This window comes from Flavobacterium okayamense (assembly GCF_019702945.1).
GTDB lineage: Bacteria > Bacteroidota > Bacteroidia > Flavobacteriales > Flavobacteriaceae > Flavobacterium > Flavobacterium okayamense.
Genome location: NZ_AP024749.1, coordinates 1852574 through 1870435, shown reverse-complemented (window position 1 = coordinate 1870435; position 17862 = coordinate 1852574). Strand labels below are relative to the sequence as shown.

Annotated in this window: 15 protein-coding genes; 6 read left to right on the top strand and 9 right to left on the bottom strand. The window is 30.3% G+C overall.

What is annotated here, in order from left to right:
- Positions 1-14: 14 nt before the first annotated feature.
- Positions 15-1049, bottom strand: a complete 1035-nt coding sequence (locus KK2020170_RS08655) for a quinone-dependent dihydroorotate dehydrogenase (RefSeq protein WP_221257937.1) — start codon at positions 1047-1049, stop codon at positions 15-17.
- A 120-nt stretch (positions 1050-1169) separates the two neighbouring features.
- On the opposite strand from KK2020170_RS08655, the gene pepT reads away from it, so the two are divergent.
- Together pepT and KK2020170_RS08645 are read left to right on the top strand one after the other, a co-directional pair.
- Positions 1170-2408 carry a peptidase T gene (gene pepT / locus KK2020170_RS08650; protein ID WP_221257936.1) on the top strand — a complete coding sequence of 413 codons (1239 nt, stop codon included), beginning with the start codon at positions 1170-1172 and terminating at the stop codon, positions 2406-2408.
- A gap of 9 nt (positions 2409-2417) precedes the next feature.
- A complete protein-coding gene (locus KK2020170_RS08645; RefSeq protein ID WP_221257935.1) occupies positions 2418-4634 on the top strand; it encodes a M20/M25/M40 family metallo-hydrolase in 2217 nt (738 codons plus the stop codon).
- A 30-nt stretch (positions 4635-4664) separates the two neighbouring features.
- Here the strand turns inward: KK2020170_RS08645 and KK2020170_RS08640 are convergent, their stop codons facing one another.
- Positions 4665-5291, bottom strand: coding sequence for a hypothetical protein (locus tag KK2020170_RS08640; RefSeq protein WP_221257934.1), 627 nt, complete (start codon positions 5289-5291; stop codon positions 4665-4667).
- A gap of 75 nt (positions 5292-5366) precedes the next feature.
- On the opposite strand from KK2020170_RS08640, the gene KK2020170_RS08635 reads away from it, so the two are divergent.
- Positions 5367-5948 (top strand): YdeI/OmpD-associated family protein, encoded by a 582-nt coding sequence (locus tag KK2020170_RS08635; protein WP_221257933.1) that lies wholly within the window; start codon positions 5367-5369, stop codon positions 5946-5948.
- A 31-nt stretch (positions 5949-5979) separates the two neighbouring features.
- Here KK2020170_RS08635 and yajC read toward each other — a convergent pair whose 3' ends face one another.
- From yajC to KK2020170_RS08615, 4 genes are all read right to left on the bottom strand, one after another.
- Positions 5980-6252, bottom strand: a complete 273-nt coding sequence (yajC, locus tag KK2020170_RS08630) for a preprotein translocase subunit YajC (protein ID WP_221257932.1) — start codon at positions 6250-6252, stop codon at positions 5980-5982.
- Between the two features lie 6 nt (positions 6253-6258).
- Positions 6259-6729 (bottom strand): DUF1573 domain-containing protein, encoded by a 471-nt coding sequence (locus KK2020170_RS08625; RefSeq protein ID WP_221257931.1) that lies wholly within the window; start codon positions 6727-6729, stop codon positions 6259-6261.
- Between the two features lie 16 nt (positions 6730-6745).
- Complete coding sequence (nusB, locus tag KK2020170_RS08620; protein WP_221257930.1) at positions 6746-7687, bottom strand: transcription antitermination factor NusB; 942 nt, start codon at positions 7685-7687, stop codon at positions 6746-6748.
- 80 nt (positions 7688-7767) lie between these two features.
- The gene (locus KK2020170_RS08615) at positions 7768-8874 is read right to left on the bottom strand and encodes a Glu/Leu/Phe/Val dehydrogenase dimerization domain-containing protein (protein ID WP_221257929.1); all 1107 of its coding nucleotides are present in this window, start codon (positions 8872-8874) and stop codon (positions 7768-7770) included.
- A gap of 192 nt (positions 8875-9066) precedes the next feature.
- Between KK2020170_RS08615 and KK2020170_RS08610 the strand changes: the two genes are divergently transcribed.
- Together KK2020170_RS08610 and KK2020170_RS08605 are read left to right on the top strand one after the other, a co-directional pair.
- Positions 9067-10833 carry an ABC transporter ATP-binding protein gene (locus KK2020170_RS08610; protein ID WP_221257928.1) on the top strand — a complete coding sequence of 589 codons (1767 nt, stop codon included), beginning with the start codon at positions 9067-9069 and terminating at the stop codon, positions 10831-10833.
- A 67-nt stretch (positions 10834-10900) separates the two neighbouring features.
- Positions 10901-11269, top strand: a complete 369-nt coding sequence (locus tag KK2020170_RS08605) for a PUR family DNA/RNA-binding protein (RefSeq protein ID WP_221257927.1) — start codon at positions 10901-10903, stop codon at positions 11267-11269.
- 46 nt (positions 11270-11315) lie between these two features.
- On the opposite strand, the gene KK2020170_RS08600 is transcribed toward KK2020170_RS08605, so the two are convergent.
- Positions 11316-11660, bottom strand: coding sequence for a tRNA-binding protein (locus KK2020170_RS08600; RefSeq protein WP_221257926.1), 345 nt, complete (start codon positions 11658-11660; stop codon positions 11316-11318).
- Positions 11661-11762: 102 nt separating this feature from the next.
- Between KK2020170_RS08600 and KK2020170_RS08595 the strand changes: the two genes are divergently transcribed.
- A complete protein-coding gene (locus tag KK2020170_RS08595; RefSeq protein WP_221257925.1) occupies positions 11763-12317 on the top strand; it encodes a thioredoxin family protein in 555 nt (184 codons plus the stop codon).
- A gap of 8 nt (positions 12318-12325) precedes the next feature.
- Here KK2020170_RS08595 and KK2020170_RS08590 read toward each other — a convergent pair whose 3' ends face one another.
- The gene (locus KK2020170_RS08590) at positions 12326-13441 is read right to left on the bottom strand and encodes an efflux RND transporter periplasmic adaptor subunit (protein ID WP_221257924.1); all 1116 of its coding nucleotides are present in this window, start codon (positions 13439-13441) and stop codon (positions 12326-12328) included.
- 3 nt (positions 13442-13444) lie between these two features.
- Positions 13445-17779, bottom strand: coding sequence for a CusA/CzcA family heavy metal efflux RND transporter (locus tag KK2020170_RS08585; RefSeq protein ID WP_221257923.1), 4335 nt, complete (start codon positions 17777-17779; stop codon positions 13445-13447).
- Positions 17780-17862 lie beyond the last annotated feature (83 nt).

Sequence of the window (17862 nt, the reverse complement as noted above, 5' to 3'; positions counted from 1 at the left end):
TCGTTTTCGTAAAATTATTTATTTAGTAAAGCTTTATTGATTTCTTTTATCAATTTCGGACCTTCATAAATAAATCCAGTATACAATTGAACTAAACTTGCACCTGCTTCCAATTTCTCTAATGCATCTTGAGCTGTATGAATTCCGCCAACACCTATAATTGGAAAAGCTTTATTGCTTTTCTCAGAAAGAAAACGAATAACTTCAGTAGAACGCTTTGTTAAAGGTTTACCCGATAATCCACCAACTTCAACTTTATTTTCCGATTGTAAACCTTCTCTTGAAATAGTCGTATTGGTAGCAATTACACCAGCAATTTTTGTTTCTTTAACAATAGCAATAATATCTAATAATTGTTCATCCGTTAAATCGGGTGCAATTTTTAGAAGAATTGGTTTTGGGTTCTCGACTCCGCTCGAAGTGACAGGTTTTTCGTTATTTAAATTTTGTAGCGTTTGTAATAATTTGGTTAATGGCTCTTTGTCTTGTAATTCACGTAAATTTGGTGTGTTAGGCGAACTTACATTTACCACAAAATAATCAACATAAGGAAACAACGCTTCAAAACAGATTTTGTAATCATCAACCGCATTTTCATTTGGCGTTACTTTATTTTTACCAATATTTCCACCAATTAAAACACCTTTATTTTTCTTTAATCGTAAAACAGCTTCTTCTACTCCTCCATTATTAAAACCCATTCTGTTAATAATAGCTGAATCAGCTTTTAAACGAAACAAACGTTTTTTAGGGTTTCCATCTTGTGGTTTCGGTGTTAATGTTCCTATTTCAATAAAACCAAATCCAAAATTTGATAATTCTTGATATAATCTAGCATCTTTATCAAAACCCGCTGCTAAACCTACTGGATTTTTAAATTTTAATCCGAAAACTTCTCTTTCAAGTTTAGGGTTATTTACTTCGTATAGACTTTTAAAAATTGGCCCAAAACCAATTTTATTTAAAAAACGAATTAACGAAAAGGTAAAATGATGTACTTTTTCAGGATCAAAAAGAAAAAGTAATGGACGAATCAGTAGTTTGTACATGTGTTGTGTTGTTGGTTGTGCAAAAATAGAAATTAGCTATCAAATTATAAACATATTCTAACAAAACCTTTTATCAGATTTCTTTAGAAATAGTATCTTTGACAAAATTAAAATTAAACCATGCAAAAAATCATAGATAGATTCGTAAGTTACGTTACAATCGACACAGAATCAGACCCAAATTCAACCACAACACCTAGTACAGCAAAACAATGGGATTTAGCTAATAAATTAGTTGACGAGCTAAAAGCAATAGGAATGGAAGACGTTACTATTGATGAAAATGCTTACATTATGGCTACTTTACCAAGTAATGTAGAAAATGATGTTCCAACCATTGGTTTTGTTTCTCATTTTGATACTACACCAGATTTTACTGGAGCCAATGTAAAACCGCAAATTGTTAAAAATTATGATGGTGGAGATATCGTTTTAAATGCTGAGCAAAACATTGTTTTATCGCCAAGTTATTTCGAAGACTTATTACTTTATAAAGGTCAAACTTTAATTACTACTGATGGAACTACGCTTTTAGGAGCTGATGATAAAGCTGGAATTACAGAAATTATGTCGGCAATGGAATATTTAATCCAACATCCAGAAATTAAACACGGAAAAATTAGAGTTGGATTTACACCAGATGAAGAAATTGGTCGTGGTGCTCATAAGTTTGATGTTGAAAAATTCGGATGTGATTGGGCTTATACTATGGATGGAAGTCAAATTGGTGAATTAGAATATGAAAACTTCAACGCAGCTGGCGCAAAAATTACTTTTAAAGGAAAAAGCGTTCATCCTGGTTATGCAAAGGGTAAAATGATAAATTCTATGCTTTTAGCTAATCGTTTTATTTCAATGTTACCTGAAAATGAAGTTCCTGAAAGAACAACTGGTTACGAAGGTTTTTTCCATGTTCATCATCTAAACGGAAGTATTGAAGAAAGTACCATAGAATTAATTATTCGTGACCATGATAAAGCAAAATTTGAAGCGCGAAAAGAATTAATTCATACGATTGCAAAGCAATTTAATGCTGAATATGCAAAGCAATTTGGTGAAGATATTTGTACTGCAGAAGTAAAAGATCAATACTTCAACATGCGTGAAAAAGTAGAACCTGTATTTCATATTGTTGAAATTGCTGAAAAAGCCATGAAAGAATTAGGAATTGAACCTATTATAAAACCTATTCGCGGTGGAACGGATGGTTCGCAATTATCATATATGGGATTACCTTGTCCGAATATTTTTGCTGGCGGACATAATTTCCATGGAAAATATGAATATGTTCCTGTGGAAAGTATGATTAAAGCAACAGAAGTAATCGTTAAAATTGCTGAACTTACAGCTCAAAAATAATTTCTTAAAATGAAAAAAAATATTTTTAGTATTATTCTTGTTTTAGCTTTCTCTTTTGTAAGTTTTGCACAAGAAAAGAATCTTAAAAACATCAAACAGTTAACTTTTGGAGGTGATAATGCAGAAGCGTATTTTAGTCCGAATGGTAAAAACTTAACACTACAAATAACCAATCCACAATTTGGCATTCAATGTGACCAAATTTATATGCTGGATTTACAGAAAGAAAATCATTCACCTGAAGATTTACAATTAATATCAACTGGATTAGGAAGAACTACTTGTTCGTTCTTTATGCCTGATGGAAAGCATATTTTATATGCATCTACGCATGAAGGTGGACACGCTTGTCCTGCTCCTCCAAAATCGACAGACGGAAAATATCTTTGGGCTATTTATCCAGAATTTGATATTTATGTTGCCGATTTAAACGGAAAAGTGGTGAAACAATTAACAAACACTCCGGGTTATGATGCTGAAGCTGTAGTTTCACCTGATGGTGAGAAAATTGTATTCACAAGTACTCGTAGCGGCGATTTAGAATTATGGATTATGGATATCGATGGTTCTAATTTAAAGCAATTAACCGATGGATTAGGTTATGATGGTGGTGCATTCTTTTCACACGATAGTAAAAAATTAGTTTTTCGTTCGTCTCGACCAAAAACAGAAGAAGCTATTGCTGAATACAAAGATTTACTGAGTAAAAACTTAGTTGCGCCAACTGAAATGGAGATTTATACCATCAACATTGATGGAACAAATTTAAAACAAGTAACTCATTTAGGAAAAGCCAATTGGGCGCCTTACTTCCACCCTTCTGATAAGAAAATTATTTTCTCGAGTAATCATCATTCTACAAGAGGTTATGACTTCCAATTATTTATGATTGATGAAGACGGAAAAAACTTACGCCAAATTACATGGGAAAGTGAATTTAATGCATTTCCAATGTTTTCACCTGATGGTAAAAAATTAGTTTTCTCAAGTAATAGACAGCAAAGTAAACCAAGAGAAACGAATGTTTTTATCGCTGATTGGGTAGATACAGATGAAAAGGAAGTTATAAATGATGCTAATCTAAAAGGGCACATTAAATATTTAGCTTCAGACGAATTAGAAGGTCGTTTAACAGGTTCAATTGGAGAAGAAAAAGCGGCAAATTATATCGCAACAGAATTTAGAAAATTAGGATTAAAACCTTACGATAAAAGCTATACGCAAAAATTCAATTATAAAGTTCGATTAAACCCGCATGATAGCACAAGTGTAAAGGATAATCATGGAATGAATGTTATTGGCGTTTTAGACAATAAAGCAAAGAAAACAATTGTTATAGGTGCACATTATGACCATTTAGGACGAAATGAACATCATCACTCTACGAAACCAAATTCGGAAGGAGAAATTCATAATGGAGCTGATGATAATGCTTCAGGAGTTTCAGGAGTTTTAGAATTAGCGCGCATTTTGGTACAAAATAAAACTAAAGAAAAAGTAAACTATGTTTTTGCTTTATTTTCTGGAGAAGAAGACGGTTTAATTGGTTCAAAATTCATGGCTGAAACTTTAAAGGATAAGTTTCCAAATGTAGTTGCTATGATTAACATGGATATGATTGGACGTTTAAACGATAACAAAGCTTTAGTTGTTGGCGGTGTTGGTACAAGTCCAGTTTTTGAAAAAATAATCGAAAAGAACAAACCCGCTGGTTTCAATGTTACATTAGAAAATACTGGTATTGGCCCATCAGATCATACTTCATTTTATCTAAAAGATATTCCAGTATTGTTTTTCTTTACAGGAACACACATGGATTATCACAAACCAAGTGATGATGAAGATAAAATCAATTATTATGGTGTAAGAGCTATCGTTGATTACATTTTTAGAGTTACTAATGAAATTTCAAATACAACCGAAATTCCATTTACAAAAACTAAAGTTGAAGCAGGTAAGAAAGTACCAACTTATAAAGTAACTTTAGGAATTATGCCTGATTATACAGATTATGGTGATGGTTTACATATTGATGGCGTTACTGATGATCGACCTGCTGCAAAAGCTGGAATACTTTCTGGTGATGTTTTAACGCAAATTGGCGATTGCAAAATAAAAGAAGTTTACAGCTATATGGATTGTTTATCGAAACTTAAAGTTGGAGATGAACGAGAAGTAACTGTAATTAGAAAAGGAGAAGAACTAAAACTTAAGGTAATATTTTAAATAAAAAAGGAAGCAAAATTGCTTCCTTTTTTATTTTCTAACCATATCAACTTTCCCTTTTGAATCAATTGTAACTATTTCATTTGTAGTTGTCGATTTCGTTAATTTCATTTCATCAGGGGTTCTCAAGTAATTATTTTGGATCATCAGTTTATTAATTACTAAATTTCCTTTTTCAATTTTAATATTTGTTTGTGAAATATCTTCATAAGCCGTTACAGGATCTTTCATATAGTTCAATTTATAACGATTTTCACCAATTACAAAACTATTCTTCCAAGTTCCATTAACATCATACATATCCATATTGTAATACGACTCTAAGTGACCATCAGAATTGTGTTTGGTTACTATGTAATAAATAATAAATGTAAAATTGTTAAATTTAAACTTCCCAACAGAAAAATAGCGTGAATTACTATTGTAATACATTCCGTTTTCTTTGAAATTTGAAGTAATTTCAGAAACTAATCCATTTTCTGCCTTGAAATCAATTTCTACATCATAAACTTCATCATGTCCAATTTTAGGATAATAATCTTTTGTAGTTTCATAAGGCAATTTTATTTCTTTAAACTCTTTTTCTAGTTTTGAAAAATTCTTTTGAGCAAAGCCAATGTTTGCCATAACTACAAAAAACAATACTATTTTTTTCATACTTTTACTATTATTGATTTGTTTTCAAAACTATTTTTAAATGACTTAGGAAACAATACGACAATTGCCTTATTTATGGAAGAAAAAAAGAAAAATCCTTGGAACAAAACCAATCAATGGAGTGAAGAATTAGATTTATTGCATTCAATAATAAAAAAAACGTCTTTGGTTGAAATGACAAAATGGGGTGGTCCAGTTTATACTTACAATGGTAAAAATGTAGTAGGAATAGGTGGATTTAAATCGTATTTCGGGATTTGGTTTTTTAATGGAGTTTTCCTCAAAGACGAAAAGAACCTTTTGATTAATGCCAATGAAGGAAACACAAAATCATTGCGACAAATGCGTTTTCAATCGAGAGACAAAATTGATGAGAAAACAATTTTAGCGTATATTAAAGAAGCAATCGCTATTGAAGAAAAGGGCTTAGCCTTAAAAAAAGAAAAGAAAGAAACTGTTATTTCCGAGTTTTTTGAAAGATTTTTAAATGAAAATTCAGAATTAAAAGAAAAGTTTGAAAATCTTACACCTTATAAGCAAAGAGAATATTTAGAATTTATAGATACAGCCAAGCAAGAAAAAACAAAACTTGCACGTTTAGAAAAAATAAAACCTTTACTTGCTGAAGGTAAAGGTATTAATGATAAATATCGATAAAAAAATCCCAAACAGTGTTTGGGATTTTTTATTATTTTTTCTCGTTTTGTTTTGCGCTCATTTCCATAGAAATCGCTGATTTTTCCATTTTAATTTTTCCAGCCATAGTTTCAATAACTACAGTTGTTTCGGCCATTTCTGCAACTTTTCCGTGAATACCCGATTTTGTTACTACTTTATCGCCAACTTTTAAAGCAGCTTCAAAGGCTTTTTCTTTTTTAGCTCGTTGTTGTTGTGGACGTATTAATAAAAAATAGAAAATTGCTACCATTAGTAACAATTGACCAATCATCATTGGATTCATAATTATTTATTTTTGATAAACAGCTTTACCTGGTTTTGGTTGAACATTTGCTTTAATTGTAAAGGTCTCTTGACCTACTTCTGTATTTGTCGTTAAAGTTACTGTTTTACTTTGTTGCCCTACTTTTCCTGATGAATTAAATGAAACTTTAATTGGTGCCGATTGTCCTGATGTAATTGGCTCTTTAGGCCAAACTGGAACTGTGCAACCACAACTTCCTTTAGCATCTGCAATAATCAAATCGCCTTCACCTGTGTTTTTAACTATAAATTCAGTTTCAACAACATCTCCATCAGTTATTAGTCCAAAATCATGAACATCTTTATCTAATTCCACTTTAGGTAATTTTCCGGCTAACGCTTTTTGAGCTTCTAATGCTTGTAAATCTGCATCAGTAATTTTACTATTTTCAGAATCTTTACAAGAAATCATTAATCCTAAAACTAATGAAACTGCTAGTATATTAACTTTTCTCATTTATAAAAAATTTAGTTTATAATAATCCTCTACCTGCTTTAGATAATCTATTTTCTTTTTCAAAATCTTTAACCAAATTATCCAAAATACCGTTGATAAAAATACTACTTTTTGGAGTTGAATATTCTTTTGCAATTTCTAAATACTCATTAATTGTAACTTTAACAGGAATTGATGGAAATTTCAACAATTCACAAATCGCCATTTTCAAAATAATAGTATCAAGCTCGGCTATACGATCAGTATCCCAATTTGGTGTCTTATCAATGTACTCCTTAGATAATTCAATTTCGTTTAAAACCGTCTTTCTAAATAAATTTTTAACGTAATCTTTATCGTCTTCATCTTTATACAATTCACTTATCTTAATTACATCGTCTTCAGATTTAAAACCTTTTATTTGCTTTAAAATAAAGGTATTTACTAAAGGTAAATCGTCTAGCCAAGTTAATTTATAATCTTCTAAGTAATCGTATAATTTTTCATTAGGAGCAATAACTTCAGAAAACAAATCGACTACAAAATATTTATCATCATTAAATGTCCCTTCAGGTTTACTCATGTATTTTTGATACACTTCACTTTCTTTAATTGCATCTAATAAAAATAAAATTACATCGTCATTACGTTTCCAATTTGAAATTTTATTCTCATCAATAGCATTTTCCAAAACTTCTGATTTTGAAAGCAATTGTAAAACTTTGTTATCAATAAATTTACGACTTGGATTTCGTTCTTCTTTTGTTGCCAAATGTTTTTTAGAAGCCACTTCTAAATATTCTTCTTCTTTGTTACGAAGTTCTATTAATGCAGAAAGCATTAATAAATATAAGTCTTGAATATTTTCGATACTTTGAAACAAGAATCTCTCTTCTTTTCCTAAGTCATCTGACTCGTGTTGATGCATAGCATAAATACTTTGCATAACTTTAATACGAATATGTCTTCTGTTTAACATACTTTACTTTAAGAACTTTAAAAATTAAGAAAGCGAAAGATTACTCTTTCGCTTTGCAAAAATACAATATTATTTAAATATTATTTATTTTGTAACTCGTTTTTTCTGTCATCAATACGCTTTTGAGCAATTGATAATGCAGCAGCATGAGTTGTAACATTATTCTTATCAGCAAAATCAAAAATTTCTAATGATGTATTATAAATGTTTTCAGTTTTTTCCATTACTTGAGCCTTTGTTAAGTTAGCAAGTTCAGAATAAACATTGATAACACCTCCAGCATTTATTAAGAAATCCGGTGCATATAAAATTCCTTTTTCCTTAAGAATTTTTCCATGCTTAACTTCGTTAGCTAATTGATTATTTGCTGCTCCAGCAATAACTTTTGCTTGGATTTTTTCAATAGTATCATCATTAATGGTAGCGCCTAATGCACAAGGAGCATAAATATCTACATCTGCAGCATATAAATCACTTCCTGTGAAAATTTTTGCTCCATATTTAGAACCAACTTGGTGTAATCTATCTTCATTAATATCTGAAATGGTAACAATTGCTCCATTTTCAGATAAATGTTGTACTAAAACTTCACCTACGTGACCGATTCCTTGAACTAAAACTTTTTTTCCTTCTAAATTATCTGTACCAAACTTATATTTTGCAGCAGCTTTTAATCCCATAAAAACCCCGTAAGCAGTAATAGGTGAAGGATTTCCAGAACCACCTTTTTCTTCAGAAATTCCAGTAACGTATTTAGTAACCTCTCTTACTGTATCCATATCTTTTGTTTCCATTCCTACATCTTCTGCAGTAATATATTTTCCAGATAATGAATCAACGAATTGTCCGAATCGACGCATTAATTCAGGTGTTTTTTCAGTTTTAGCATCACCAATAATTACAGCTTTACCACCACCTAAATTTAAACCTGATATTGAAGATTTAAACGACATACCTCTTGAAAGACGTAAAACATCGTTTAATGCTTCCCATTCGTTACTATATTTCCACATTCTAGTTCCTCCAAGTGCCGGACCTAAAACTGTATTGTGAATACCAATTATTGCTTTTAAACCAGTATCTTTGTCGTGGCAAAAAACAACTTGCTCATGACCATCAAAAGAAACTTGACCAAATACTGGATCAACTTTCTGAAGTTCGTTTGCTTTAATTAAATCTGCTGTCATGTTTTAATATGTGTGTTGAAAATTATTCAAAAATAAAGTGCAATATTACGTAATATTTTATTTTTTTTCAATATCACAAGAGTTTTTTAAGAATTTAATAACAGAATTAACTTTGTTAAGAGAAAACAAAAATTGAAATTTGTAGACTTTTAATTTATATTTTTACTAAAAAATTGCTTTTTTAATAGCTAAATGAAAGAATTACAGTATTTAAACAAATATTTCGTTAAATATAAATACCGATTTTTATTTGGTATTTTAATCACAATAATCGCACAAATCATCAAATTATTTGTACCTGAATTCATTGGTGATTCTATTGCATTAGTTCAAAAATTTTTAGAAAATTCACAAACTAACTCAAATTCGTTATTTTCTGAAATCCTAAAGAAGTTTATTTGGATTATTGTTGTAACTATTGTAGCTGGATTTTTTACCTTTTTAATGCGTCAAACCTTAATCGTAATGTCACGTTATGTTGAATTTGACCTAAAAAATGAAGTATACAAACATTATCAAATACTATCTCAGAGTTTTTATAAGCGTAATCGCACTGGCGATTTAATGAATCGAATAAGCGAAGATGTAGGTAAAGTAAGAATGTATGTAGGACCAGCAGTAATGTATTCCATTAATACAATAATAACATTTGTTACGGTAATTATTTACATGTATAATATATCTCCTAAACTTACATTTTATTCACTTTTGCCTCTTCCACTCCTTTCTTATGGAATTTTTAAAATAAGCAGTGAAATTCACAAAAGAAGTGGCGAATTCCAAAAGAACTTATCTACACTTTCTTCATTTGCTCAAGAAATGTTTTCAGGAATTAGAGTTATCAAAGCTTATGCGATAGAACCCCAAAAACTTGATGAATTTGGAGAATTAACTATTGATAGTAAAGAAAAAGCTTTAAGTCTAGCCAAAGTAAATTCGTTATTTGGCCCATTGATGATTTTATTAATTGGTTTGAGTAATCTAGTAGTTATTTATTTTGGTGGTTTAATGTACATGGAAGGGAGTACTGAGATTAATGACTTAGGAAAAATAGCACAATTCATGTTGTACATTAACATGCTTACTTGGCCAGTTGCCTCTTTAGGTTGGGTTTCATCGTTAATACAGGAAGCCGAAGCATCGCAAGCTAGAATAAATGAATTTTTAAAAGTTCAACCAGAGATTAAAAATGAGAATCCAAATCATTCTGAAATTAAAGGTAAAATTGAATTTAATAATGTTTCATTTACTTATGAAGATACAAATATTGAAGCTTTAAAAAACATTTCCTTTTCAATTAACAAAGGAGAAACACTTGGAATACTAGGGAAAACGGGTTCAGGAAAATCATCAATTTTAGCATTAATCAGTCGATTGTATGATACATCAAATGGAGAAGTTCTTATTGACAATATCTCCACAAAAAAAGTAAATTTAAATGATTTACGCGACGCAATAAGTGTTGTACCTCAAGATGCATTTTTATTCTCAGATTCAATTAAAAACAATATTAAGTTTGGTAAAGAAGAAGCTACTCAAGAAGAAATTGAAAATGTTGCAAAGAAAGCGCTTGTACATCATAATATAATCGAATTTAAAAATGGTTACGAAACTATTTTGGGTGAAAGAGGAATTACACTTTCGGGTGGACAAAAACAACGTGTTTCAATAGCAAGAGCTTTAATTAAAGAAGCGCCTATTTTATTACTTGATGATTGCTTAAGTGCTGTAGATACAGAAACTGAAGAAGCTATTTTGAGTAACTTATTAGTGTATTGTAAAGATAAGACGACAATTATAGTTAGTCATAGAATTTCATCTGTTAAAAACGCTGATAAAATAATTATTCTTGATGATGGGAAAATAATTCAGCAAGGCACTCATAATCAATTAGTAGAGATTGAAGGCTATTACAATGAACTATACCTTAAACAACTTTCTGAAAAAGAAATCGAGTAAAAAATTGGTTTATAATTTTTTTTTTTAGATTTTTGAAACACTAAACCACTAATTGAAAGATTGGATTATGAGAGAAAATGACATGTTAGAAAAAGAAGAAATCTTTTCTAAAGTATTAAGAGCTGGTAGAAGAACATATTTCTTTGATGTAAGATCTACAAAAGCAGACGATTACTATATTACAATTACTGAAAGCAAAAAATTTACTGAAGAAGATGGTTCTTACCACTTTAAAAAACACAAAATTTATTTATACAAAGAAGATTTTGCTGCTTTCCAAGAAATTTTAAATGAAATGACTGACTTTGTTGTATCTCAAAAAGGTGAAGAGGTCATTTCTGAAAGACATCAAAAAGATTACAAAAGAGAAAGCTATTCAAATGAAGAAACAACTTCAACTGAAAGTTTTACAGACATAAGTTTCGACGATATTTAATTGAAATTTTACAAAAAAATTAAAGTCCAACAATTGTTGGACTTTTTTATTTCATTTTTAAACCATTTTCAACTTTAAAATTTGGAGAAAGTAAAACAACGTCATTTTCTTCTCCTACTATTCCTAAAACCAAACATTCACTCATAAAGTTTGCAATTTGCTTTTTGGGAAAGTTTACCACAGCGATAATTTGTTTTCCAATTAAATCTTCTTTTTGGTAACGGTTTGTAATTTGAGCAGAAGATTTTTTAACACCTAATTCATTACCAAAATCAATTTGTAATTGATACGCTGGATTTCTAGCTTCAGGAAAATCATTTACACTTATAATTGTTCCAACTCTCATATCTATTTTATCAAAATCTCCCCAGGTTATATTTTCTTTTTGCATAATAATCTTTTAAATCAAAAATAAGAATTTTCTATACCTTTTGTAACATTCTGATTACACTAACGTATAACAAATGAGATATTTTAATTTAATTTATATAAAATGGCACAAACCCCCTCAAACATGATTGCATTAGGAACAAAAGCGCCTGATTTTAATTTACCGGCTACTAATTTTAATGAAAAATATACTTTCGAAAAAATCAAAGGTGACAAAGGTTCACTAGTCATTTTTATGTGTAATCATTGTCCTTTTGTATTACACGTTATCGATGAAATTGTTATGATAGCAAACGATTATAGAGTACAAGGCATTGGAATTGTTGCTATTTCTAGTAATGATATTGTAAATTATCCACAAGATGCGCCTGATAAAATGGCTGATTTTGCATTGGAACAAAAAATTGACTTTCCGTATTTATATGATGAAACACAAGAAGTAGCCAAAGCTTATGATGCAGCTTGCACTCCAGATTTCTTCTTATTTGATAGCCAAGACCGCCTAGTTTATCGCGGACAATTAGACGATTCGCGTCCAGCAAATGCCATACCTGTAAGTGGAAGTGATTTACGTAATGCTATTGACGCAGTTGTTTACAATCGAAAAATAAATCCTGATCAAAAACCAAGTATTGGGTGCAATATTAAGTGGAAATAATTAAATATCTAATTAATTTGAAAAACACCTTCTATAAGTACTTCTGAATTTTCATTTACTAATGAATTAGTCACAACTTCAGTAAATACTTCATTTTCAATCCCAGTTTTAACAGCAACTTTTTTAAACTCATATCCTGTTGCTGATTTTTTGGTAACTAAAAATAAGAATTTTTTATTTCCTTCTTCTGCAAAAGTTTTTGTTGGCAAACCTAATGCTTTGTTAGTTCCTATTAAAATTTTAGCATCAGTAAACATTCCTACCACTAATTTTTTCTTTAAATCCGTATCTAAATCTCCGAATACTGGAATCGAACGATCGGTTTCATTAATTGCTTTACCAATAGTTTTTATTTTTGATTTATAAATAGTTTCCGTGTTTTCACCAATAGTAAATTGAATTTCTTGTCCTTCTGAAAGTTTTAAAATGTCTTTTTCAAATACGTATAAACTCAACATTAAATTAGCATCGTTTACGATTTCAACAATAGTATTTTCTGGAGCAATATAAGCACCAATATTAGCATTTGTAGTTACTACTACTCCATTTATAGGTGAATAAATAGTTACTTGTGAACTCAATTTCGCACGACTAATTGCATTCGGGTTAATATTAATCAATTGTAATTTTTCACGAAGTGAATTATAGCTACTAACTGCTTGTTGGTAATCACTTTCCGCTTTTAAGTAATTTTTTTGCGAAGTGATATTTTCATCAAAAAGCGTTTTCTGACGAACATATTCCGATTTTAAATAGGTTAATTGTTCTGAAATTTCTAAGTAATCTCTTTGAATATCAATAAATTCAGTATTTTCAATAACAGCAATAGCCTGACCTTTTGAAACTTTTTGACCAATAATAACATTAGAAGCCTTAATGTAACCACCTAAAACCGCAGTAATTTTAGCTTTATCCTTTGCTGGAACATCAATTTTTCCTGAAACTTTTAAAACATCATCAAAATCTTGTTCTTTAGGCGAACCGATTTCCATTTTTGAAGTTTCAAATTGTTCTTTTGTAAGTGTAACTATATTAGAGGTTTCAGTTTGAGTTTCCTCCGTATTTGTTTCTTTGCAAGAAGTAAATGCAACTAAAACTAAAAATGTATATACTAATTTGTTCATAATCTATTGGTAATTAATAAATTCTATATCTAAAATGATGATGTTATATTCTAAAATAGCGTCTAAATAATCAATCTTGATTTGCAATGCATTTTCTAAACTTTGAATGTATTGAAAGAAATCAATTTCGCCATGTTTATAACTCATATTGGCGACTTTCAATATTTCATCGGACAATTTTTTACCCGAAGTTTCATAATAATCAATTGTAGTTTTGATTCCTGCTAATTGATTGTTTTTTTGATTTACAAATTGATTTATTTTCGTTAATTCAGCTTCTTTTTGTTGGTTCCAACTTTCTTTTTCTAATTGCAACATTTTTGTTTTTTTAGCATTTCCAGAAAAGAATAATGGCATATTTAAACCCACTTGAAATCCGTAAAGCGAACTAGACAATCCTGTATTCTTGCCTTGAAAATATTCTGCTGAAATGGATGGAAACCAAGCTTGTTTTTGCAACTTCAATTGGACATCATAATTACTTGCAACACTCTCATAATAAGAATTATAAACATCAGTATTTGCTTTTTCAAGTGAACTATAATTTAAATCATCATTTTTAATAACAATTAATGAATCTGTTTGCAATAACGCCTGTAAAGCATTGTATGAAGCGGCTTTTTCTTTGTCTATTTTTTGTAATTCGGCAGCAATTTTTTGTGACTTTGCTTGTGCCGTAATTTTCTCTAAATAATTGGTTTCACCTAATTCAAATCTTCTATTGCTTGCTTTTGAAAAACTTTGATACAAACTATCTAAATACTGATACAATTTCTCTCTATTTTGCCAATATACTATCTCATAATAATTCTTAGAAACCTTACGATTTAGTTTGCTCTTTTCTATTTCTAACGCTTTACTTTCAACCTCATAATCTGATTTTATAAGTTTCTTTTTAGCAAAATAAAGCGAAGGAAAATCAAAATTTTGTTGGACACCAAAAACTTTTAAAGGCTCATTATTAACTGCCAAATTATTTTGATCGTAACTATAATATACTGTTGTTTTATCCAATTTAAAAGCGGTTGTAGCGTTTACTTTAGCTTTTTCTAATTTTAGTTCTAAAGCCTTAATTTGTTTATTATTTTGACTGGCTAATTGAATTAAACTCGATAATTCATCCTTTTTTTCTTGGCTTTGAGTTGTGATTCCAAAAAATACAAATACTAAAATTAAAGTCGATGATTTTATTTTTTGGAATTTAATATTCTTTGTTTCTTTTTCATCTAACAATTTGAATAAAACTGGTAACACAATCATCGTTAATAAGGTAGCTGTAATTAATCCGCCAATTACAACAGTTGCTAACGGTCGTTGTACTTCTGCACCAGCTGAAGCTGAAATTGCCATAGGTAAGAAACCTAATGCAGCAGCTGATGCCGTTAATAAAACAGGACGCAATCTATCGGTTGTTCCTTTTATAATTAATTCATCTAAAGTCATATCGCCTTGATGTTCTTTTAATTCTTTAAAATGTTCGATTAAAACAATCCCGTTTAAAACTGCAATACCAAAAAGAGCAATAAACCCAACTCCAGCTGAAATACTAAATGGTAAATCGCGAATCCATAAGAATAAAATGCCTCCGACAGCTGAAAGTGGAATAGCCGAATACACCATTGCAGCTTCTTTTAAAGAACCAAATGCAAAATGCAATAAAATGAAAATCAACACTAAAGCTATAGGAACTGCAATCATTAAACGTGCTTTAGCACTTTCCAGGTTTTTAAATTGTCCGCCATATTCGATATAATAACCCGAAGGTAAATTGATTTTATCCTTAATGTTTGCTTTAATATCATCTACAACACTTTGTAAATCTCGATTTCTAACATTAACTCCAACTACTACTCTACGTTTTGTATCGTCACGCGAAATTTTAGCTGGACCTTTACTGTATTGAATGGTTGCCAATTCGTGCAACGGAATTTGTTCGCCATTAGGTAACGAAACAAATAAATTTCGTAAATCATCGATAGAAGAACGTTTGCTTTCATTTAAACGAACGACTAAATCGAAACGTTTTTCACCTTCAAAAACCTGTCCCGCTGATTGTCCAGCAAAACCCAAGGCAATAAAGCTATTTAAATCAGAAATATTTAAGCCATAACGAGCAATTTTACTTCTGTTGAAGCTTACTGTCATTTGCGGTAACCCTTCCGTTTTTTCAACAATAATATCAGAAGCTCCTTCAACATTTTTTATGGCACTTTCAATTTCTATTGCTTTTTGAGCCAAAATATCCAAATCTTCACCGAATAATTTAATCGCAATATCAGAACGCGTTCCTGAGATTAATTCATTAAAACGCATTTCGATGGGTTGTGTAAATTCGATTTCCATATTCGGAATTTTCTTTTCGATAGCTTCTTTAATCTTATCGGCTAATTCATCTTTAGAATCGGCAGAAACCCATTCGCTTTTTGGTTTCAATTTTACTATAACATCACTTTCTTCCATGCTCATAGGATCGGTTGGAACTTCAGCGGCACCAATTCTACTCACCACTTGTTCTACTTCGGGGAAATTATCTAGAATCGTCTTTTCTATTAACGTTGTCGTTTCAATAGTTTTACTTAATGAAGTTCCGGTTTTTAAAACGGGTTGGATAACAAAATCACCTTCGTCTAATGTTGGAATAAATTCACCACCCATGGTTGTAAATAAAATTACTGTTCCAATTAATAAACTAAATGCACTAATAAGAACCTTTTTCGTGTTTTGCAAAGCCCAATGAATTACAGGTAAATACCAAGAATTCAGCTTATTAATTAATCGATTTGATATTGAATTTTCTTTTTCCTCTTTAGGTTTTAAGAATAAAGATGAAATCACAGGTACATAGGTCAAACAGAACAACATGGCACCTAACAAAGCAAAACTGAACGTCATTGCCATAGGTTTGAACATTTTTCCTTCAACACCCGATAAAGATAAAATAGGAATAAATACAATTAAAATGATTAACTGACCGAAAATGGCAGAATTCATCATTTTAGCTGCACTACTATAAGTTATTTTATCGATTTCAGTTTGTTTATCATCTTTAGCTAATTGATTTAATGAGGCTGATTTTTGCGTGATTTGAAACGCAATAAATTCAACTATGATTACTGCTCCGTCAATAATGATTCCGAAATCAATAGCACCTAAACTCATTAGATTGGCATCTATTCCGAAAATATTCATAAATGAAATCGCAAATAATAAACATAAAGGTATTACAGAAGCTACCACTAAACCAGAACGCCAATTTCCTAATAATAAAACCACTACAAAAATTACTATTAAACAGCCTAAAATTAAATTTTCGGCTACTGTAAAAGTGGTTTTTCCTACCAATTCTCCTCTTTCTAAAAACGGATTAATATAAACCCCTTGTGGTAATGTTTTTTGTAATTCGGCAACACGTTCTTTTACATTACTTAATACTTGCTTTGAATTTGCGTTTTTAAGCATCATAATTTGTCCCATTACCTTCTCGCCTTCTCCATTACCCGTAATGGCTCCGAAACGATTGGCGTGACCAAATTTTACATCAGCAATATCTTTAACATAAATTGGAACTCCGTTTGTAGTTTTAACGACAATAGTATTGATGTCTTCTAGATTAGAAACTTTTCCTTCGCCACGAATGAAATAACTTTCGTTTGCTTTTTCAATATAACCTCCACCCGCAATACTATTATTTTTCTCTAGCGAAATAAATAAATCGGAAATAGAAATATTCATGGCTTTTAAAGTTGCCGAATTTACCGCTACTTCATACTGTTTTAAATAACCTCCCCAAGTGTTAATTTCAACGACTCCATTAATACCAGAAAGGTTTCTTTTTACATTCCAATCTTGAATAGTTCTTAAATCGGTTATAGAATATAGATCGGCATATTCAGGTTTTACTTCTAAAGTGTATTGATAAATTTCTCCTAACCCAGTTGTTATTGGTCCCATTTCAGGAACTCCAAAACCATCTGGAATCTTTTCAGAAGCTGATTTTATTTTTTCTGCTATCAATTGTCTTGGAAGATACGTTCCCATATCTTCTTCAAATACAACTGTTACGACAGAAATACCGAATTTTGAGATGGAACGAATTTCTGTTACTCCAGGCAAATTAGCCATTTCAAGTTCAACTGTCGCTGTAATATATTGTTCAATATCTTCTGTAGAAAGATTTTGAGAAGTGGTAATTACCTGTACTTGATTATTGGTAACATCGGGAACAGCACCAATCGATATTTGAAATACTGAATATACCCCGTAACCTAAAACAGCAAAAGTAAAAAGTAGAATTATAAGTTTATTCTTTAAACTAAAAGCAATTAATTTTTCTAACATTTCTTTTCATTAATAAAGTTAAAAACAGCATCTGTCAAAATTTGACAAATACAATTAAGAAACGATAAATCGTTTTATTTAAT